This is a genomic window from Stutzerimonas zhaodongensis, assembly GCF_003696365.1.
Taxonomy (GTDB): Bacteria; Pseudomonadota; Gammaproteobacteria; order Pseudomonadales; family Pseudomonadaceae; genus Stutzerimonas; species Stutzerimonas zhaodongensis.
The window spans coordinates 134,554-154,203 of record NZ_RFFM01000003.1 but is presented as its reverse complement, the minus strand read 5'-3'; the positions used below and the strand labels follow the sequence as shown (position 1 = coordinate 154,203).

General features: G+C 59.0%; 18 protein-coding genes and 2 tRNA genes. 18 read left to right on the top strand and 2 right to left on the bottom strand.

Annotated features, from left to right (window positions below; translation table 11 throughout):
- Nucleotides 1–197: 197 nt before the first annotated feature.
- From exaC to EA797_RS14855, 10 genes are all read left to right on the top strand, one after another.
- Nucleotides 198–1,718, top strand: a complete 1,521-nt coding sequence (gene exaC, locus EA797_RS14900) for an acetaldehyde dehydrogenase ExaC (RefSeq protein ID WP_122166568.1) — start codon at nt 198–200, stop codon at nt 1,716–1,718.
- Nucleotides 1,719–1,957: 239 nt separating this feature from the next.
- Nucleotides 1,958–3,079, top strand: a complete 1,122-nt coding sequence (locus tag EA797_RS14895) for an oxidoreductase (protein WP_122166566.1) — start codon at nt 1,958–1,960, stop codon at nt 3,077–3,079.
- A 169-nt stretch (nt 3,080–3,248) separates the two neighbouring features.
- Nucleotides 3,249–3,320, top strand: a complete 72-nt coding sequence (pqqA, locus tag EA797_RS14890; RefSeq protein ID WP_003253598.1) for a pyrroloquinoline quinone precursor peptide PqqA — start codon at nt 3,249–3,251, stop codon at nt 3,318–3,320.
- Between the two features lie 49 nt (nt 3,321–3,369).
- Entirely contained in the window at nt 3,370–4,281 is a 912-nt protein-coding gene (pqqB, locus tag EA797_RS14885; protein WP_122166564.1) for a pyrroloquinoline quinone biosynthesis protein PqqB, read from the top strand.
- A gap of 84 nt (nt 4,282–4,365) precedes the next feature.
- Nucleotides 4,366–5,118, top strand: coding sequence for a pyrroloquinoline-quinone synthase PqqC (gene pqqC / locus EA797_RS14880; protein ID WP_122166562.1), 753 nt, complete (start codon nt 4,366–4,368; stop codon nt 5,116–5,118).
- A gap of 112 nt (nt 5,119–5,230) precedes the next feature.
- Complete coding sequence (pqqD, locus tag EA797_RS14875; protein WP_122166560.1) at nt 5,231–5,509, top strand: pyrroloquinoline quinone biosynthesis peptide chaperone PqqD; 279 nt, start codon at nt 5,231–5,233, stop codon at nt 5,507–5,509.
- Entirely contained in the window at nt 5,481–6,635 is a 1,155-nt protein-coding gene (gene pqqE, locus EA797_RS14870) for a pyrroloquinoline quinone biosynthesis protein PqqE (protein ID WP_122166558.1), read from the top strand. Before pqqD ends, pqqE begins: the two co-directional genes overlap by 29 nt.
- 43 nt (nt 6,636–6,678) lie before the next feature.
- On the top strand, nt 6,679–8,568 hold the full coding sequence (locus tag EA797_RS14865; RefSeq protein ID WP_122166557.1) for an alpha/beta hydrolase family protein: 1,890 nt from the start codon (nt 6,679–6,681) through the stop codon (nt 8,566–8,568).
- A gap of 136 nt (nt 8,569–8,704) precedes the next feature.
- Nucleotides 8,705–9,868, top strand: a complete 1,164-nt coding sequence (gene ercA, locus EA797_RS14860) for an alcohol dehydrogenase-like regulatory protein ErcA (RefSeq protein WP_122166555.1) — start codon at nt 8,705–8,707, stop codon at nt 9,866–9,868.
- Nucleotides 9,852–11,573 carry a PAS domain-containing hybrid sensor histidine kinase/response regulator gene (locus EA797_RS14855; RefSeq protein ID WP_122166553.1) on the top strand — a complete coding sequence of 574 codons (1,722 nt, stop codon included), beginning with the start codon at nt 9,852–9,854 and terminating at the stop codon, nt 11,571–11,573. Before ercA ends, EA797_RS14855 begins: the two co-directional genes overlap by 17 nt.
- Here EA797_RS14855 and EA797_RS14850 read toward each other — a convergent pair.
- Nucleotides 11,537–12,277, bottom strand: coding sequence for a hypothetical protein (locus EA797_RS14850; RefSeq protein ID WP_122166551.1), 741 nt, complete (start codon nt 12,275–12,277; stop codon nt 11,537–11,539). The two genes, EA797_RS14855 and EA797_RS14850, sit on opposite strands and share 37 nt — an antisense overlap.
- A 208-nt stretch (nt 12,278–12,485) precedes the next feature.
- On the opposite strand from EA797_RS14850, the gene gacA reads away from it, so the two are divergent.
- The 6 genes from gacA (at nt 12,486) to EA797_RS14820 (ending at nt 16,160) form a co-directional block, all read left to right on the top strand.
- Nucleotides 12,486–13,130, top strand: a complete 645-nt coding sequence (gene gacA, locus EA797_RS14845; protein WP_122166549.1) for a response regulator transcription factor GacA — start codon at nt 12,486–12,488, stop codon at nt 13,128–13,130.
- Nucleotides 13,130–14,950, top strand: a complete 1,821-nt coding sequence (gene uvrC, locus EA797_RS14840) for an excinuclease ABC subunit UvrC (protein WP_425275578.1) — start codon at nt 13,130–13,132, stop codon at nt 14,948–14,950. Before gacA ends, uvrC begins: the two co-directional genes overlap by 1 nt.
- Nucleotides 14,951–14,983: 33 nt before the next feature.
- Nucleotides 14,984–15,541 (top strand): CDP-diacylglycerol--glycerol-3-phosphate 3-phosphatidyltransferase, encoded by a 558-nt coding sequence (gene pgsA / locus EA797_RS14835; RefSeq protein ID WP_122166546.1) that lies wholly within the window; start codon nt 14,984–14,986, stop codon nt 15,539–15,541.
- Nucleotides 15,542–15,611: 70 nt separating this feature from the next.
- Nucleotides 15,612–15,687, top strand: a tRNA-Gly gene (locus tag EA797_RS14830).
- Between the two features lie 44 nt (nt 15,688–15,731).
- Nucleotides 15,732–15,805, top strand: a tRNA-Cys gene (locus EA797_RS14825).
- A gap of 172 nt (nt 15,806–15,977) precedes the next feature.
- Entirely contained in the window at nt 15,978–16,160 is a 183-nt protein-coding gene (locus EA797_RS14820; protein ID WP_425275581.1) for a PLDc N-terminal domain-containing protein, read from the top strand.
- Between the two features lie 26 nt (nt 16,161–16,186).
- On the opposite strand, the gene EA797_RS14815 is transcribed toward EA797_RS14820, so the two are convergent.
- A complete protein-coding gene (locus tag EA797_RS14815) occupies nt 16,187–17,191 on the bottom strand; it encodes a LacI family DNA-binding transcriptional regulator (RefSeq protein WP_122166544.1) in 1,005 nt (334 codons plus the stop codon).
- A gap of 198 nt (nt 17,192–17,389) precedes the next feature.
- Here EA797_RS14815 and EA797_RS14810 point away from each other — a divergent pair, with 198 nt between their 5' ends.
- Nucleotides 17,390–18,556 carry a Gfo/Idh/MocA family protein gene (locus EA797_RS14810; RefSeq protein ID WP_244214127.1) on the top strand — a complete coding sequence of 389 codons (1,167 nt, stop codon included), beginning with the start codon at nt 17,390–17,392 and terminating at the stop codon, nt 18,554–18,556.
- Nucleotides 18,557–18,564: 8 nt separating this feature from the next.
- Nucleotides 18,565–19,638, top strand: coding sequence for a sugar phosphate isomerase/epimerase family protein (locus EA797_RS14805; protein ID WP_122166542.1), 1,074 nt, complete (start codon nt 18,565–18,567; stop codon nt 19,636–19,638).
- Nucleotides 19,639–19,650: the final 12 nt, after the last annotated feature.

Below are 19,650 nucleotides of genomic sequence, written 5' to 3'. Positions count from 1 at the left end.
CGTTGAACTGCAATCTTTCCACATTTGATTCCAGCCCGCCGCAGGACCAGGCGACCCCTCGCATCTACTACCAAATGAGGAGGGCATCTGTCCCTTGGGTGAATGTCGACGCAATAGCCGGGCTGCCTAAGATCCCTCCATGTCCTGCCCACATCCGGGTCAGGCTCCGACAAGCAGAACAACTAGAGAGGCCGCTCATGATCTACGCCCAACCCGGTACTGCAGGCGCTGTCATTTCCTTCAAGCCACGCTACGGCAATTTCATCGGTGGAGAATTTGTGCCACCGGTCAAGGGCGAATACTTCGTCAACACGTCGCCGGTCAATGGTGAGGTCATTGCCGAGTTTCCTCGCTCCAGTGCAGAAGACATCGAGCACGCTCTGGATGCAGCTCATGCCGCGGCCGACGCATGGGGCAAGACTTCCGTTCAGGCTCGCGCACTGATCCTGCTGAAGATCGCCGATCGCATTGAAGCCAATCTCGAACAGTTGGCCATCGCTGAAACCTGGGACAACGGCAAGGCCGTACGCGAGACGCTCAACGCAGACGTGCCGCTGGCAGCCGATCACTTTCGCTACTTCGCTGGCTGCATTCGCGCGCAGGAAGGCAGCGCCGCCGAGATCAACGAACACACCGCCGCCTACCACTTCCACGAGCCGCTGGGCGTGGTCGGTCAGATCATTCCGTGGAACTTCCCGCTGCTGATGGCTGCCTGGAAACTGGCGCCGGCACTGGCCGCCGGCAACTGCGTGGTCCTCAAGCCGGCCGAGCAGACTCCGCTGTCGATCATGGTTTTCGCTGAGTTGATCGGGGATCTGCTTCCTGCTGGCGTGCTGAATATCGTGCAAGGTTTCGGCAAGGAGGCGGGCCAGGCGCTGGCGACCAACACCCGCATCGCGAAGATCGCGTTTACCGGTTCCACACCGGTCGGCTCGCACATCATGCGTTGCGCGGCCGAGAACATCATCCCCAGCACCGTGGAACTGGGTGGCAAGAGCCCGAACATCTTCTTCGAAGACATCATGAATGCGGAGCCTGCGTTCATCGAAAAAGCCGCTGAAGGTCTGGTACTGGCCTTCTTCAACCAGGGCGAGGTCTGCACCTGCCCGTCGCGTGCGCTGATTCAGGAGTCGATCTTCGAGCCCTTCATGGAAGTGGTCATGAAGAAGATCAAGGCCATCAAGCGTGGCGACCCGCTGGACACCGAAACCATGGTCGGCGCCCAGGCGTCAGAGCAGCAGTTCGACAAGATTCTTTCGTACATGGCAATCGCCCAGCAGGAAGGCGCCCAGATTCTCACCGGCGGTGCAGCGGAGAAACTCGAAGGCGGCCTTTCGACGGGCTATTACGTGCAACCGACCCTGATCAAGGGCCACAACAAGATGCGCGTGTTCCAGGAAGAAATTTTCGGGCCCGTGGTTGGTGTCGCTACGTTCAAGGATGAGGCCGAGGCGCTGGCCATCGCCAACGACACCGAGTTCGGCCTGGGTGCCGGTGTCTGGACCCGCGACATCAACCGTGCCTATCGCATGGGGCGTGGCATCAAGGCCGGGCGCGTCTGGACCAACTGCTATCACCTGTACCCGGCCCACGCTGCATTCGGTGGCTACAAGAAATCGGGCGTCGGCCGCGAAACCCACAAGATGATGCTCGACCACTATCAGCAGACCAAGAACCTGCTGATCAGTTACGACATCAACCCGCTGGGCTTCTTCTGAGCCTTGTACAACCTCGGTGGACCCGGCGCGTTCGGGGCCCTCGCGCCGGAATAGCGTGCTCTCACACAGAGTGCGGGGATTGCAGGCCCTTTGGGTGCGGCCGGTGATTCATCAACGCAACGCGGCCTCCGGGCCGCGTTTTTTTTTGCGCGCATGCGACCAGCTATCGCACGCGCCGAACTCCAGAGCCTGCCAATGCCTCAGATTCAGAACTACCTGCGTTGACGAGGATTTCCCGAATGCCCCAATTGCTCGAACCCTTCCAGCTCAAGCAGCTGCGCCTGCGCAACCGTGTGGTGCTGGCACCAATGACCCGTGTCAGCGCCGAGCCAGAAGGCACCGCGAACGAGCTGATGCGCGACTACTACCAGGCATTCGCCGAGGGCGGATTCGGTTTGCTGATCTCCGAGGGCATCTACACCGACACCGCTTTCAGCCAGGGCTATTTGAACCAGCCAGGCCTGGCGACCGATGTTCAGCGCGACAGCTGGGTCCCCCTTGTCGAGGCTGTGCATCAGTCCGGCGCCGCTTTCATCGCGCAGCTCATGCATGGCGGGGCCCAGACCCAGGGCAACATACACCATGCCCGTCACGTCGCACCCTCGGCAGTCCAACCTGAAGGGTCGCAGTTGAAGTTCTACGGCGGCGAAGGTCCCTATGCGACGCCTGCCGAGATAAGCGAAGAGGAAATTCAGGAAGTCATAGCCGGCTTCGCTCAAGCGGCACGACATGCGCGCGATGCTGGGTTCGATGGAGTTGAACTGCACGGTGCCAATGGTTACCTGCTGCACGAGTTCATGAGTGCGGAGTTCAATCAACGCACTGACCGGTGGGGCGGTGATTATCAGGCGCGCCTCACGCTGCCTCTGGCCGTGATCAAAGCCGTGCGCGACGCAGTTGGGGAAGAGTTCATTGTCGGCATGCGCCTTTCGCAAATCATGGTCACCAACAGCCACCTTAAATGGGAAGGTGGCGTCGAAGAAGCGAAAACCCGTATCGCCATGCTGACGGCTGCGGGCTTGGACTATCTGCATACCACCGAAGGCGATGCAGCTGCGCCGGCGTTCGCAGAGGGGCCTTCGCTGTCTGCGATTGCCAAGGCGAGCGTTTCGATACCGGTGATCGGCAATGGCGGTGTGAAAACCGGTACGCAGGCGCAGCAGCTGCTCGACAAAGGTGAGATGGACATGGTCGCGATCGGCAAGGCGGCACTGGCCAATCACGACTGGCCGATTCGCGCCCGTGACGGGGATCAGATGACCGAGTTCGATTTCGCCATGCTTTCGCCCATGGCGACCGTCACCAATGAGCTGGCCTGGCGCGGTACGAATGACCGGCAGGCGACCCGCCAGCCCGTTTGAACCTGACGAGCGGCGCCGGTGCTCTGGAAGCCGCGTAGTAGCAGCGCTGGTCTTGAGGCACTACCAAGGCACGGCGCTGTCTCCTTCCAAAGTACCATTCTGCTTTTGGCGGACCAGGGTGCTTAATGAAGGCGTCGGATCAACCGACACCAAACGAGAGGACCGAACTATGTGGACCAAACCTGCTTTCACCGACCTGCGTATTGGTTTCGAAGTCACCATGTACTTCGCCAATCGCTGATTGATCCCGCCCCGGCCCCGGCCGGGGCTCCGTTTTAAGGGAGCTGCCCATGTTCATCCAGATTCTCGGTTCGGCTGCTGGCGGCGGCTTCCCACAGTGGAACTGCAACTGCGTCAATTGCGCGGGGCTACGCAACGGAACGCTGCGTGCCCACGCACGTACGCAATCATCCATTGCCATCAGTGAAAATGGCGAGGATTGGATTCTGTGCAACGCATCGCCAGACATCCGTGCTCAGCTGGAATCATTTCCCAAGCTACAACCGGGCCGCGGCCCGCGGGATACCGCTATCAAGGCGATCATCCTGCTGGATAGCCAGATCGACCACACCACCGGCCTGCTGACGCTGCGTGAAGGCTGCCCGCATGAGGTCTGGTGTACGGAAATGGTCCATCAGGACCTTTCAACCGGGTTTCCGCTTTTCAAGATGCTCGAGCATTGGAATGGAGGTTTGCACTGGAATCCGATTCCGCTGGAAGGCACGTTCAGCATTCCGGCTTGCCCCAATCTGCGGATCACGCCCATTCCTTTACGTAGCTCGGCGCCGCCCTATTCGCCGCACCGCAATGACCCGCATCCTGGCGACAATATCGGCCTGTTGATCGAAGACCAGCAAAGCGGCGGAACGCTGTTCTACGCGCCTGGGCTGGGGCAGGTGAGCCCTGAGCTTCTGGCCACCATGCGCCGGGCTGATTGCCTGCTGGTCGATGGCACGCTATGGCGTGACGATGAGATGCGTGTGCGAGAGGTGGGCACCAAGCTCGGCAGCGAGATGGGCCATCTTCACCAGAGCGGCCCTGGCGGCATGATCGAGGTCCTCGATGGCATGTCCACGTCCCGCAAGATCCTCATTCACATCAACAACACCAATCCGATCCTCGACGAGGATTCGCCCGAGCGCGCAGAGCTTGGCGAACATGGGATTGAAGTGGCGTTCGATGGCATGAGCATCGAGCTGTAGTTCTCCAAAGCCTGCACGCCCTATGGGGCCGGCCTGACTCAGCTGCGATGGCTCAGCCAGCATCAACACCCTAAGGAAGCTCTTATGACTCTGCCAGCCATGACGCCCTCCGAGTTCGAAGCGGCGTTACGCGCCAAGGGCGATTACTACCACATTCATCATCCGTTTCATCGCGCCATGTACGAAGGGCGTTCGACCCGCGAGCAGATACAGGGTTGGGTAGCGAACCGCTTTTATTACCAGGTCTGTATTCCAGTCAAAGATGCCGCAATCATGGCCAACTGTCCGGACCGGGACGCCCGCCGCGAATGGGTCCAGCGCATCATCGATCATGACGGCGGTCCAGGCGAAGAGGGCGGTATCGAGGCCTGGCTGAGACTGGCGGAGTCGGTAGGGCTGGACCGCGAGCAGGTCCTGTCTCAGGAACTGGTGCTGCCAGGTGTACGCTTTGCCGTGGATGCCTATGTCAACTTCGCTCGCCGTGCGGTCTGGCAAGAAGCGGCCAGCAGTTCGCTCACCGAGCTTTTCGCGCCAACCATTCACCAGTCCCGCCTGGACGCCTGGCCACAGCACTACAGCTGGATCGATGCGTCTGGTTATGACTATTTCCGCAAGCGCCTGAAAGAAGCGCGCCGCGACGTCGAGCATGGCTTGCGAATCACGCTGGAGCACTATACGACCCGCGATGCCCAGGAGCGCATGCTGAACATTCTTCAATTCAAGCTCGACGTTCTGTGGAGCATGCTCGACGCCATGAGCATGGCCTACGAACTGGATCGTCCGCCTTATCACACCGTGACCAGCGAGCGCGTCTGGCACAAGGGCATTACCTTCTGACTGGTTGACCGAGTGACCTTGGATCCAATGGCAGCAGTGCTCGCATATCGAGCTGTAGTGTGGGCTTCAGCCTACTCCAACTGATGATGTTTAACTGGCGAGACAGAGGACCATGAGCAATATCCAACTGACCCAGATCCCAGTGTTTCGCCGCGGTTTCCGTTTTCAATGGGAGCCCGCGCAGAACTGTCACGTACTGCTGTATCCCGAAGGCATGATCAAGCTCAACGAGAGTGCATCGGCCGTGCTGGGCGAGGTCGATGGCGCGCGGACGGTCGGCGCGATCGTCGCCGACTTGCAGGCCCGCTTCCCTGATGCCGAGGGCATCGAGGAAGACATCGTCGCATTCCTGGAGGTCGCCGTTGAACGGTTCTGGATCGAGCTTCTCTAAACCGGGCTTCGAGCCGGGCCCTCCGCTTTGGCTTCTGGCCGAACTGACCTACCGGTGCCCGCTGCAATGCCCGTATTGCTCGAATCCGCTGGATTTCGCTCGCAGTCATGAAGAGCTGACCACTGCCGAGTGGATCGAAGTCTTCCGCCAGGCACGCGAGATGGGTGCGGCACAGTTGGGCTTTTCCGGTGGCGAGCCGCTGGTTCGCCAGGACTTGGCTGAGCTGATCAAGGGCGCCCGTGATCTTGGCTATTACACCAACCTGATCACCTCAGGCATCGGCCTCACCGAAGAGAAGATCGCCTCGTTCGCGGACGCCGGGCTCGACCATATCCAGATCAGCTTCCAAGCCGCTGATGAGGAGGTGAACAACCTGCTGGCCGGGTCTAAGAAAGCATTTGCACAGAAGCTCGCCATGGCGCGGGCTGTCAAAGCGCACGGCTACCCGATGGTGCTCAACTTCGTTACCCATCGGCACAACATCGACAATATCGAACGCATCATTCAGCTCTGCCTGGACCTGGAAGCCGATTTCGTGGAGCTCGCGACCTGCCAGTTCTACGGCTGGGCCGAGCTCAATCGCGCCGGGTTGCTGCCAAGCAAGGCACAGTTGGTAAGGGCCGAGCGCATCACTAATGAATGGCGCGACAGGCTTGCTGCTCAAAACCATCCCTGCAAGCTGATCTTCGTCACGCCTGACTATTATGAAGAGCGGCCCAAGGGCTGCATGAACGGATGGGGCAATCTGTTTCTCGACATCACCCCTGACGGCACGGCGTTGCCTTGCCACAGCGCGAGGCAGTTGCCGATCACCTTTCCCAATGTGCGGGAACAGAGCATCGAGCAGATCTGGAAGCACTCGATGGGCTTCAACAAATTCCGCGGTTTCGACTGGATGCCCGAGCCCTGTCAATCCTGCGATGAAAAAGAGAAGGACTTTGGCGGCTGCCGCTGCCAGGCGTTCATGCTCACCGGCGATGCGACGAATGCCGACCCCGTGTGCAGCAAATCCGCGCATCACGGCAAGATTCTCGCCGCACGCACCGAGGCTGAACACATGCCGCGTGGTTTGGATGAGTTGACCTTTCGCAACGAGAAGGCATCGAAATTGATCCTCAAGGTCTGATGGCGCAGCTAGCCTCAGTGACTGGTTGATGCGGAGCGATCGAATGACCATGACCGAAACCCCCTATGGTTTCTGGCCAAGCGACTGGACAGCGGAACAAGCTGCGTCCTCCAGCCGCGATTTTGCCGAGTTGCGCGCGGGCCACGGCGGCCTGTTCTGGATTCAGTTCGATCCAACGGACGGACGATGCACGCTCTGGTATTGGCTTGGCGGGACGGCGAGCTGCATCACTCCCGGTGAGTTTTCACTTCGCAGCCGGGTGTATGAATATGGCGGCGGCGCGTTCTGCCTGACGCAAGACGGCGTGGTCTTCGTCAACGAGCGTGACCAGCAGATCTATCGGCAAAGCCTTTCGGATGTTTGGGCTAGCCCACCGGTGGTAATCACGTCGCGCAACGAGTCACGCTTTGGCGATCTGCAGTTCGACCGACGCCGTAACGCAGTGATAGCCGTCGAAGAAACCCAAGGCCAAGGCCGTGTCGAACATCGATTGGTGAGCATTCAGGTCCATGACGGCCAGCGCAGCGTATTGGCCGAGGGGGCGGATTTTTATGCGTCCCCAGCATTGGATACTGCTGGTGAGCATCTGGCGTGGATCCAATGGCAGCGCCCTGAGCAGCCCTGGACGGAAACCACTCTGTGGCTGGCGGAGTACCAGAGCGACGGTCAGCTGGGCGGCGTGAGATGCCTGGCTGGCGAAAGCGGAGGCGAATCGCTGCAGCAACCCCGCTTTGCCGAAGACGGATCGCTGTACTGCCTGAGCGACTTTGACGGTTGGTGGCAACCCTGGCGCGCCAAGGGCGATGCGCTCGTTCCAATGGCGGGCAGGTTTGCCGACAGGCGCTTCGACCACGCTCCGGCACCCTGGCAGCTGGGAACCATCAGCTATCTGCCAATCGATGAAGGCGGCTTGCTGCTCACCCGCATGGTCGATGGCTATGCGTTGTTGGTCGAGCAGGACGCGGATGGCAAGGAACGGCAGCTGGCTAAGGAATACAGCCGCTGCCGTCAGCTCGCGGCAGACGCGCATCGCTATTACTGCATTGGGTCGTCACCGACTCAGGCGCCCGCCGTGTTGGCCATAGAACGCAGCAGCGGGACGATGGACGTGCTCGCCGGTGGCGAGCAGCTGCTTTCAGTCGATCAGGTATCGCGGCCCCAGCCCTTCGCTTTTCCTGGCGGCCAAGGAGAGGTCGCACACGCTTTTTTCTATCCGCCAGTCAATCCGCGTCATCTCGGTCCACCGAATACGAAACCGCCACTGGTGGTGTTCATGCACGGCGGTCCCACCTCGGCCAGTTATCCTGTATTCGATCCGCGTATCCAGTATTGGACGCAGCGCGGTTTCGCCGTCGCCGATATCAACTACCGCGGCAGTAGCGGCTTTGGTCGTGCCTACCGACATCGCCTGCGCTTCCAATGGGGAGTTGTCGACGTAGAGGACGCCGTCGCGGCAGTGCAGTCGCTGGCCGCGCGCGGCCTGATCGATGACACCCGAACCTTCATCCGCGGCTCCAGCGCCGGTGGCTACAGTGCACTCTGTGCATTGGCTGCAGGGTCTGGCTTTACCGGTGGCGCCAGCCTATATGGGGTCAGCGATCCCTTGGCCCTGCGCCGCGTCACCCACAAGTTCGAAGCGGACTATCTCGATTGGCTGATCGGCGATCCGGAGGCTGACGCCGACTGTTTCCGGGAGCGCGCGCCATTGCACAACGCAGCCTCCATCAAGGTACCAGTGATCTTTTTCCAGGGTGGGCGGGATGCGGTCGTCCTTCCCGAGCAGACCGAGTCGATGGTGGATGCCTTGGTAGAGCAGGGGGTCGAGGTGGAGTATCGGCTCTACCCCGAAGAGCGCCACGGTTTTCGCAATGCCGCCAACCTGGCAGATGCCCTCGAGAAGGAGTGCGCGTTCTATCAGCGACTTCTGGCCTAGTGATATCAGTCCATTGAGCTCCGAAAAAAAGACGCAGCAGGTATCTGGCGCCTACGCGATGCGCCGTTTTGCTGATTGCTTTGATCGCGGAAAGCAGTAGGCTCATCGGTAACAAATAATAACGATAGGCCGTTGTATGAGCCCAAACATTAGCCTGCAGCGCAAGTTCGTTTCGCCCGAGATCGTTTTCGGCGCGGGCTGCCGTCACAGCGCCGGCAATTACGCGAAAAACTTCGGCGCCCGTAAAGTGCTGCTGGTGTCCGATCCCGGCGTCGTGGCCGCTGGCTGGGTCGGGGACGTTCAAACCAGCTTGACCAGTCAGGACATTGAATATCACCTGTTCACTCAGGTTTCGGCCAACCCGCGTGCCGAAGAGATCATGGTCGGGGCTGAGGTCTATCGGGACGAGGGCTGCAACGTCATCGTCGCGGTTGGTGGCGGTAGCCCGATGGACTGTGCGAAGGGCATCGGCATCGCGGTCGCTCACGGGCGAAACATCATCGAGTTCGAAGGCGTCGACACGTTACGGGTTCCTAGCCCCCCGCTGATCCTGATCCCGACGACTGCCGGGACCTCAGCTGACGTGTCGCAGTTCGTGATCATCTCCAATCAGCAGGAGCGGATGAAGTTTTCCATCGTCAGCAAAGGCGCCGTACCAGATGTCTCGCTGATCGACCCGGAAACCACGCTGAGCATGGACCCGTTCCTGTCGGCCTGTACTGGCATCGACGCGCTGGTTCATGCGATCGAAGCCTTCGTGTCTACCGGCAACGGCCCTCTGACCGACCCTCATGCCCTTGAGGCCATGCGCCTGATCAATGGGCATCTGGTAGAGATGATCGCTAACCCGTCGGATATACAACTGCGCGAGAAGATCATGCTTGGCAGCATGCAGGCCGGCCTGGCCTTTTCCAACGCTATTCTCGGTGCAGTACATGCGATGTCCCATAGCCTCGGCGGCTATCTGGACCTCCCTCATGGATTGTGCAATGCGGTGTTATTCGAGCATGTCGTGGCGTTCAATTACGATTCAGCGCCGGATCGCTTCAAGATCGTTGCCGAGACCCTGGGCATCGACAGCCGCGGCCTGAATCATCGGCAGATCCGCGACCGACTCATGCAGCATCTGATCAATCTTAAACAGGCCATCGGATTCAAGGAGACGCTGGGGCTGCACGGCGTGAACATTTCCGACATTCCCTTCCTGTCCCAGCATGCCATGCAGGACCCGTGCATCCTTACCAATCCCCGCTCATCGACCCAGCGAGATGTCGAAGTGGTTTATGCCGAAGCACTCTGAACAGAATGATGCGCTCGCCGGGCTACTCGGTCTCGGGACCTACTCGGCACGCAAGAGCCACTATCCGGAACTGGTCGCACGCCTGGAAGAGCTCGAAGCCGAGCGCAACCGCTACAAATGGCTGTTCGAGCATGCGGTGCACGGCATATTCCAGGCCAGCTTGCAGGAAGGTATCCGTGCCGCCAATCCAGCGCTGGCAAGGATGCTTGGATATGAGGATCCCGCCGAGGCACTCTGGCAACTGACCGACCTGTCGCACCATTTATTCATCGGGGGCGAGGACGAGCTGCGGCAGATCCGCGAAACATTGAGCATCCAGCAAGGCCTGTTCGGTTACGAGACCCGCCTGCGTCGCAAGGACGGCAGCGCCATCGACGTCATGATGAACCTGCTGCTAAAGCCGGACGAAGAAGGCCTGGTGGAAGGCTTCGTTGCCGACATCACCGAACGCAAGCTTGCGCAACGGCGACTCTTGCAACTCAACGAACAGCTCGAACAGCGGGTCGCCGAACGTACGCTGGAGCTTCGCAAAGCCCGTGATGCCGCCGAGGCCGCCAACCACAGCAAGGACAAATACCTTGCCGCTGCCAGCCATGATCTATTGCAGCCGCTCAATGCGGCTCGCTTGCTGATCTCGACGCTACGCGAACGGGGGCTGCCGATAAGTGAGCAGAATCTCGTTGAGCGGGCACACCAGGCTCTTGAGGGAGCCGAAGACCTGCTTACCGACCTGTTGGACATCTCCAAGCTGGATCAGCAGGCCGTAAAGCCAGACATCGATGATTACCGGCTCGATGAAGTGCTGCTGCCGCTGGTTTCCGAGTTCCAGTCGGTGGCCGAGGCAGCAGGTCTCAGCTTGCAGTACTACATCCCGAATTACGCCTTGCGCAGCGATTTCCGGCTGCTGACACGCATCTTGCGCAACTTCCTTAGCAACGCGTGTCGATACACCGACCAGGGGCGGGTGCTGCTGGGAGCCCGAAAGCGTGGTGATCGTTTGCGGATCGAGGTATGGGACACGGGCCGTGGTATCGAGGCGGATCAGATGCAGTCGATTTTTCTCGAATTCAACCAATTGGGCGTGCAAAAGGCTGCCGAGCGGGCAGGGGTCGGATTGGGCCTTGCCATCGTCGACCGCATCGCCACCATGCTCGACTACTCCGTTCAGGTGCGGTCCCGGCCTGGACGAGGTTCTGTCTTCAGCATTGAAGTGCCGTTGGCCGAACACCTGATGCAGCGGCCGCTCGAGCAAATCATGGCAGCATCGGTGCTTGGAGACCCGTTGCCTGGGCGCCGATTACTGGTCCTGGATAACGAGATAAGCATTCTGCACAGCATGGCGGCGTTGCTCGGCCAATGGGGCTGCAAGGTGCTGACAGCTAAGGATCAGGATGAGGCTATGAAAGTGCTCGAAGGCGTGCCGCCGGAGGTGATCCTGGCCGATTATCACCTTGACCAAGGGGTGACTGGATGGGACGTGGTAACCGCGCTTAGGTCGCACTATGGCCAGTCGATTCCGGTTGTCATGGTGACTGCCGACCGCAGCGACCAGTGCCGCCAGCAACTGCAAGGGCTTGGCGTGCCGGTGCTGAACAAGCCGGTCAAGGCCGGAAAGATGCGTTCGGTCCTCACTCACTTGCTCGGCGACAGGGGATTGCAGAAGGAAGATCAGGTGCTTTGGAAACCCAGCAACAGCAGCGAGTAACCAACTGCACCAAGCAGAAAGGCGCTGAATCGGCTGTCCCGCTCTTCTGGCAATTCTTCCTTGAGGACGTTGAGGATTATCGAGCCGCCGACGAACGCAGTTAACGCAGAGACGGCCAGCTCAGACACTTCGATGACCAAGCCTGAAGCCCAGCCAGCCAGAGGCATCATTGCCAGCAGCCATCGGCCGCGACGTCTGAAAAGGTCCTTGTGGTCGTTCTGTAGGGCGAAGTCGTTGACCAGAAAGTGCAGGCTCATGGCGATGCAGTACAACACCAGAGTGCTCAGGCGGTTGTTTTCCCCATGCATAAGGAGATAGCCAATCAGTCCGTTGTAGATGGCGAATGCGGCGATGTGAAGCCAGAATACTCCCGCATGCGATTCCTGATGCTCAGGCAGATCACGCCGGTGTTTCTTTATCAGGCGCTCAAGGCCATAAAACGCGGCCAGCCCGAGTAAAGCCAGGAGGTAAACGTGATGCTCCAAGTAGCTAAGCAGCCACATGTCACTACCGTCCATCACTTCCTGACCCTCTGCGAGCTCAGGAAGCAGGTGCACGAAAACGTACGCCACCGAGACACCACCGGCCATGGAAAGCCAGCCGCTACGCGGGATACGGCCAAGGGTGCGCAACCGCCCCGCGAAAACGTGGACGGCAGCAAATGCAAGGGCTGCGATAAAACTGACTAACAAGAGCGGTACCATAGATTGGGGACTATGTTGATCAATGGGTCAGACTTGAATCAGGTGGGTCCCGTTCATACAAAATGGCAAACAGGGAATATAAGAGTTGATGGCGGATAGCCATCTTTAGACGTATGGTTTGGGTAAGGCGCTGAGTTTTTGTTAGAGTTCGCCGCTTATTGAAGCGAGCAGCCAGCCAGCTTTGAATTTGCACAAAAGAGGTGTCTGCTTGATTAGGGTGCTGGTGGTCGATGACCACGATCTGGTACGCACAGGCATATCCCGAATGCTCGCTGATATCGATGGCCTGCAGGTTATCGGTCAGGCGGAATCCGGCGAAGCCGCGATCAAGAAGTCGCGCGAGCTCAAGCCGGACGTCGTGCTTATGGATGTGAAGATGCCCGGGATCGGGGGGCTTGAAGCCACACGTAAGCTTCTGCGCAGCCACCCTGATATCAAGGTCATCGCGGTCACCATCTGCGAAGAAGATCCTTTTCCCACCCGGCTGTTGCAAGCGGGCGCCGCTGGCTACCTGACCAAGGGCGCCGCCCTCGACGAGATGGTTCAGGCCATCCGCATGGTTTTTGCCGGACAGCGCTACATCAGTCCGCAGATCGCCCAGCAGCTGGCACTGAAGTCGTTTCAGCCGAAGGTCAATGGCTCGCCATTCGATCTGCTCTCCGAACGTGAGATACAGATCGCCCTGATGATTGCCAACTGCCAGAAGGTTCAGACGATCTCCGACAAGCTTTGCCTGTCACCAAAGACGGTCAACACTTACCGTTACCGCATCTACGAGAAGCTTTCGGTGAGCAGCGACGTAGAGCTGGCGTTACTGGCGGTCCGTCACGGCATGGTCGACACCATCAATTGATGAGCGGATTCGACTCCTCTGCCTTTCTTGCTTCCTGTAGCGGGCGTCCTGGCGTCTACCGGATGTTCGATGGCGAAGCCAAGCTGCTCTACGTTGGCAAGGCCAAGAATCTAAAGAAGCGGCTGGCTAGTTACTTCCGCAAAGTCGGTCAGGCGCCGAAGACCTCAGCCTTGGTGGCCAGGATCGCCCAGATCGAAACCACCATTACTGGAAATGAAACCGAAGCCTTGCTGCTTGAGCAAACGCTCATCAAGCAATGGCGCCCACCGTATAACATCCTGCTACGCGACGATAAGTCGTACCCCTACGTATTCCTTTCAAGCGGGGATTTTCCTCGGCTGAGCATTCACCGCGGCTCAAAGAAGGGACAGGGTCGTTACTTCGGCCCGTATCCAAGTGCTGGTGCGATTCGAGAGAGCCTGAGCCTCCTGCAGAAGGCTTTCTTCGTTCGGCAGTGCGAGGACAGCTATTACCGAAATCGCACCAGGCCTTGCCTGCAGTATCAGATCAAGCGATGCAAGGCGCCGTGCGTCAACTTGGTCAGCGCCGAGGAGTATGCCGAAGACGTTCGCCATTCAGTGATGTTTCTGGAAGGGCGCAGCAACGCGCTCGCCGAAGAGCTTTCGAAGAACATGGAAAAGGCCGCCATGGCCCTGGACTTCGAACGGGCTGCAGAGATCCGCGATCAGATCGGCATCCTGCGACGCGTCCAGGATCAGCAGAGCATGGAAGGTGGAACCGGCAACGTTGATATCGTCTCAGCGGTGGTGAGTCCCGGCGGGGCCTGCGTACATCTGATCAGCGTGCGCAGCGGCCGAGTGTTGGGGAGCAAGAACTTCTTCCCGCAGGTCGCCATCGAGGAAAGCGTCAGCGACGTACTGCAGGCCTTCCTCGAGCAGTATTACATCAGTTCCATGGAGCGCGATCTGCCGTCTGAGCTGATCGTCAACGCCGTCCATGAGGACTTCGGGACGTTGATCAGCGCTATTGCAGAGCTGCGAGATGTGGACCTGACGATCACCCACCGCGTACGCGGCACTCGTTCAAAGTGGCAACAGCTCGCGCTAACCAACGCTGAGCAGGCGCTCGGCGCGCGGCTGGCAAACCGTCAGCACCTTGCGGCGCGTTTCCAGGCACTGGCCGAAGCGCTGGATCTGGACGAGCTACCCACTCGGCTGGAGTGCTTCGATATCAGCCACTCGAGCGGCGAGGCCACGGTTGCTTCCTGCGTGGTATTCGGCCCGGAGGGGCCGCTCAAGTCCGATTACCGTCGTTACAACATCGAAGGCGTCACCGCAGGGGATGATTACGCTGCGATGCATCAGGCCCTTTCACGCCGCTTCAAGAAGGCTGCTGAAGGCGAGGGTAAGCTTCCGGACATCCTCCTGGTTGACGGAGGGAAGGGACAGTTGAACATGGCTCGCGAAGTGATGCAGGAGCTCGCCGTGCCTGAATTGATCCTGCTCGGTGTGGCCAAGGGCGTGACACGTAAGCCCGGGCTGGAGACCCTTTACCTGAATGACGCTGCAAATGAATTCACCTTGCCCGGTGACTCCCCGGCACTGCATTTGATTCAACAAGTGCGCGACGAGGCTCACCGATTTGCCATCACAGGGCACCGGGCGCGGCGTGGAAAAGCCAGGACTACCTCAACGCTGGAAGGTGTTCCCGGCATCGGTCCGAAGCGCCGTCGCGAACTGCTCAAGCACTTTGGAGGTCTTCAAGAACTCTGCCGCGCCAGTCTCGATGAGATTGCCAAAGCACCGGGGATCAGTAAAAAGCTTGCCGAGTTGATTTATGCCACTCTGCACAGTGAGTAGAATCACCTCTTAAATCCGCGGACAGTGGTATCGATGAACATTCCAAACATTCTTACCGTGCTACGCGTACTGCTGATACCGATCATCATTCTGTTGTTTTACCTTCCCTTCCAATGGAGCTACCTGGCGGCAAGCGCAGTTTTCACGATCGCTGCCATCACCGACTGGTTGGACGGCTACCTTGCCCGCAAGCTTCAGCAGAGCACGCCGTTTGGCGCATTTCTGGATCCTGTGGCTGACAAATTGATGGTGGCCGTGGCGCTCGTGCTGCTGGTCGAAGACCATGCAAACCTCTGGCTGACGCTTCCGGCGACGATAATCATTGGTCGGGAAATCGTTATATCGGCACTGCGCGAGTGGATGGCCGAATTGGGCGCGCGTGCTCAGGTGGCCGTTTCGAGTCTCGGTAAATGGAAGACAGCCGCACAGATGGTGGCGCTCATCATTCTTCTGGCCAATCCACCGCTCGCAACCGTATGGGTAGGGCTTGGCTACAGCTTGTTGATCATCGCTGCCGGCCTGACATTGTGGTCCATGGTCAATTACCTGATAGCGGCATGGCCGCACCTCAGCCCTACCGAAAAGAAATAAAAAACTTTTTTAATCAAAGGCTTGACGGGGCGTGCTGAAACTATAAAATGGCGCCCGTCACCAAGACGATGCGGGAATAGCTCAGTTGGTAGAGCACGACCTTGCCAAGGTCGGGGTCGCGAGTTCGAGTCTCGTTTCCCGCTCCAGTTTGTTGACGATAGCGCCGCGACATGCGGCGTTGTCGTTTTGAGGCCGGTTGGCAGAGTGGTTATGCAGCGGATTGCAAATCCGTGTACGCCGGTTCGATTCCGACATCGGCCTCCAGTAAATGAAAAAACCGCAAATGAAAGTTTGCGGTTTTTTTATGTCCGCGATTTTACTCAGCCCTTTTGTCTCTTCTCTAGGTGTTCCGTTCGCCACCAGTAATGAACCGACTGACACCTTGCGCAGCCTTAATAGTGTCTATTCCATTGAAGAGCATCGAATGTCGGACGTAATGAGCTATCTCGCAATTGCACTCGCTTTCGCAGTTATCGCGCTGGATCTGCTGGCGATCATCAGCGTGTTCAAGAGTGATAGAACTGTTGGATCAAAGGCGCTGTGGGCACTGGGGATCGCCTTGTTTCCCATCCTTGGGTTGGTGTTCTGGCTTATCGTAGGTTTGCGGCGTAAGCACTGATTACTGAACTGGCTGATGAGGCAACGTCACTGCGTAACAGCTGCCGTACTGCCTCGAACGATCAGCTGATGGGGGAGGACCAAGTGAGTTGCCTCGAGGGAGTGCTGCTCGAACTGTGCCACAAGCATCTCGACTGCGTGACGTCCGAAGGCTTCAGCTGGCTGGGCGATCGTCGTCAATGGCGGATCACAAAAGGCTGCGAAGGGGATATCGTCGAAACCGGCAACAGAGATGTCGTCCGGGACACGCAGGCCGGCCTCGCGGATGCGTTTGATTGCGCCGATTGCCATCTCATCATTTTCACAGAAAAACGCCGTTGGCCGCTCTGGGCTAGCGAGCAGCTGTCCAGCGGCATCGTAGCCGGCCTGAAGCGTGAAATTTCCGCGGCAGATGAGCGCCGGATCTGTGTCTACTCCCGCCGCCTTGAGTGCATCTTCGTAACCGGCAATGCGCTCGCGAGTCAGCGGGCTACCTTGAGGGCCTTTGATCAGCCCAATTCGACGATGCCCCAAGCCCAGCAAGTGCTCTGTCATCTCACGAGCCGCAGCCCGGTTGTCGAGGCGCACCGTAGGGCAGGGTGGGATATCCAGCACTTCACAAGCGTTGACCATTGGCGGCATGCAGGCGCCGTCAGAGCCGGCATCGCTGAACGGATTGAATGCGCGAAGCTGAATCACGCCGTCGGCTTGGTGGGCTCGCACTAACTCCGCATAGGCGACTTCAACTTCTTCACGCCCAAGCGTGTCGCATAACAGCACTCGATAGTCGAATGCCTGCGCGGCCTCCTGAATGCCGCTGATCACTCGGGCAAAAAAGACATTTGCGATTACCGGCACCAATACGACCAGGTTTCGGGTCTTGCGCGAACGAAACTGCACCGCCATGAGGTTTGGCCGATAACCGGCCTGTTCTACCGCCGCAAGCACTCGATCCCTGGTCAGCGGAGACACGCGCTCCGGCATTTTTAAAGTGCGCGATACGGTGGCCACCGATACACCTGCCAGTTCGGCGACCTTGCGTATGTTCGACATAGATCCTCGGTTGATCGCGACTACAGAGACTAGCGGCTAGCGTAACCCAGCGAAGCGGATTGCAGCGCATTCGTCCTGTGCTGGGTTTTCAACACAACCTCATGACAGCCTGCCGACCATCCAATTGCTGGCTTGACACGTCAGAAAGCAGTGCTAGGTTGAATCGATGTAACCGGTTACATCAGTATGGGAATTGATATGGAGATGCATGCAAGCCGTCGATCGAAAGTACGGGTCGGCATGGTGGGAGGCGGTGAGGGCGCATTCATCGGTCGCGTTCATCTCCAGGCAATGCGCCTTGATGGATCTGCAGAACTGGTATGCGGCGCCTTCAGTCGTGATGTGGAGAACAATCGACGAACCGCTTCGCTGCTGCATGTCGATGCGGACCGCTGCTATGAATCATGGGAACAGCTACTGGATGGGGAGCGGGCGTTGCCGGCTGAGGAACGTCTGGAACTGCTCGTCATCGTCACGCCGAATCATCTGCATGCACCTATTGCGCGAGCTGCGCTTGAATCGGGTTTTCATGTGTTTTCGGAAAAGCCGGCAGCCCTGTCGCTTGCTGAAACTCAGGTCTTGGCGGCCACGCTAGCCAGGAGTGAACGTCTGTATGGCTTGGCCCACACCTACCAAGGCTATCCGATGGTGTGGCAGGCACAGCACATGGTGGCGACAGGCGCCCTCGGCCGATTACGCAAAATCTATGTGGAGTATCCCCAGGGTTGGCTGAGCGAAGACCAGGCCGGACAGGGCAACAAGCAGGCAGCCTGGCGAGGCGAGCCCTCTCTCTCAGGGCCGAGTGGCTGCATGGGTGACATCGGCGTGCATGCATTCAATCTGGCCGAGTTCGTCAGTGGGCAACGCATCGGCCAGCTATGCGCGGATCTCGGCGTGCACGTCGAGGGGCGTCAGCTCGATGACGATGGCGCCGTGTTGCTTCGCACGGATGGCGGCGCAAGCGGCGTTCTGATTGCCAGCCAGGTTTGCGGGGGAGAAGAGAACGCACTGACGTTGCGTCTGTATGGCGATCGAGGTGGCCTTGAATGGCGTCAGGAAGATCCGGGCTCCCTGATCTACCGAAAGACCGATGGGCCTATACAGGTGCTGCGTGCAGGCATTGATCAGGCCTGGCTGTGCGAAGCGGCCCGACAACGGCTCCGCCTCCCCGCAGGACATCCCGAGGGTTACATCGAGGCAATGGCCAATCTCTACACGGATCTGACTTCATCTATCCGCAACGGTAAACGACCCACTGTGCCCGGGATCGAGGCGGCACTGCGCGGCATGGCATTCATAGAAACCGTACTTGCTAGCCATCACAGCGAGGGCAAGTGGACCTCATTCATCGCCGCAGAACAGTAGGAAAGCTCATGCACCACTCTTCAAGTTCGGGCGCAATCCGCGGCCCTGGGATTTTCCTCGCCCAATTCGTCGGGGACGAGGCGCCCCTCGACACGCTACCGAATCTTGCCCGATGGGCGGCTTCGCTCGGATACGTAGGAGTGCAATTGCCGACCCTTGGCGCGAAGTGCCTGGACCTGAAGCAAGCGGCTGAGAGCCAGACCTACTGTGACGATCTCAACGGAATTTGCGCCGAAGCTGGCGTGCAGATCAGTGAGCTTTCTACCCACCTGCAAGGCCAGTTGGTAGCGGTTCACCCGGCATTCGATGAGCTTTTCGATGATTTCGCACCCATTGAGGTTCGAGGCAACCCGAAGGCCCGCACGGAATGGGCAATCGATCAGCTCCGCCTCGCTGCGAAGGCCAGCGAGCGCCTAGGGCTCGCGGCTCACGCAACTTTCTCCGGCGCGCTTGTGTGGCCATACCTTTATCCCTGGCCCCAACGTCCCAAAGGCCTCGTAGACGAAGGCTTTGCGGAGCTTTCACGTCGGTGGCGGCCCATTCTCGATGCGTTCGATGAAGCGGGCGTCGACCTCTGCTTCGAGATTCATCCGGGCGAAGATCTTCATGATGGTGCGTCGTTTGAGCGATTCCTCGAAGCCGTCGACCAGCATTCCAGAGCGAAGATCCTTTATGACCCAAGCCACCTGTTGCTGCAACAACTCGACTATCTGGGTTTCATCGATCGCTATCACGACCGCATCGGAATGTTTCACGTCAAGGATGCCGAGTTTCGGCCCGACGCGCGATCGGGCGTATATGGGGGTTATCAGGACTGGGTGGAGCGCCCGGGCCGATTCCGTTCTCTGGGAGACGGTCAGGTCGATTTCAAGCAGATCTTCAGCAAGTTGACGCAATACGGCTACGACGGGTGGGCAGTACTGGAGTGGGAGTGCTGCCTCAAGGATGGTGCGCAGGGGGCAGAAGAGGGGGCCCGCTTCATCGAGCAGCACCTCATCACGCGCGCGACGCGTGCCTTTGATGACTTCGCAGGCGTTGAAAGCAGTGCCGCTAGAAACCGCCGACTGTTAGGCCTTGAGTAAGCGCCTTCGCCG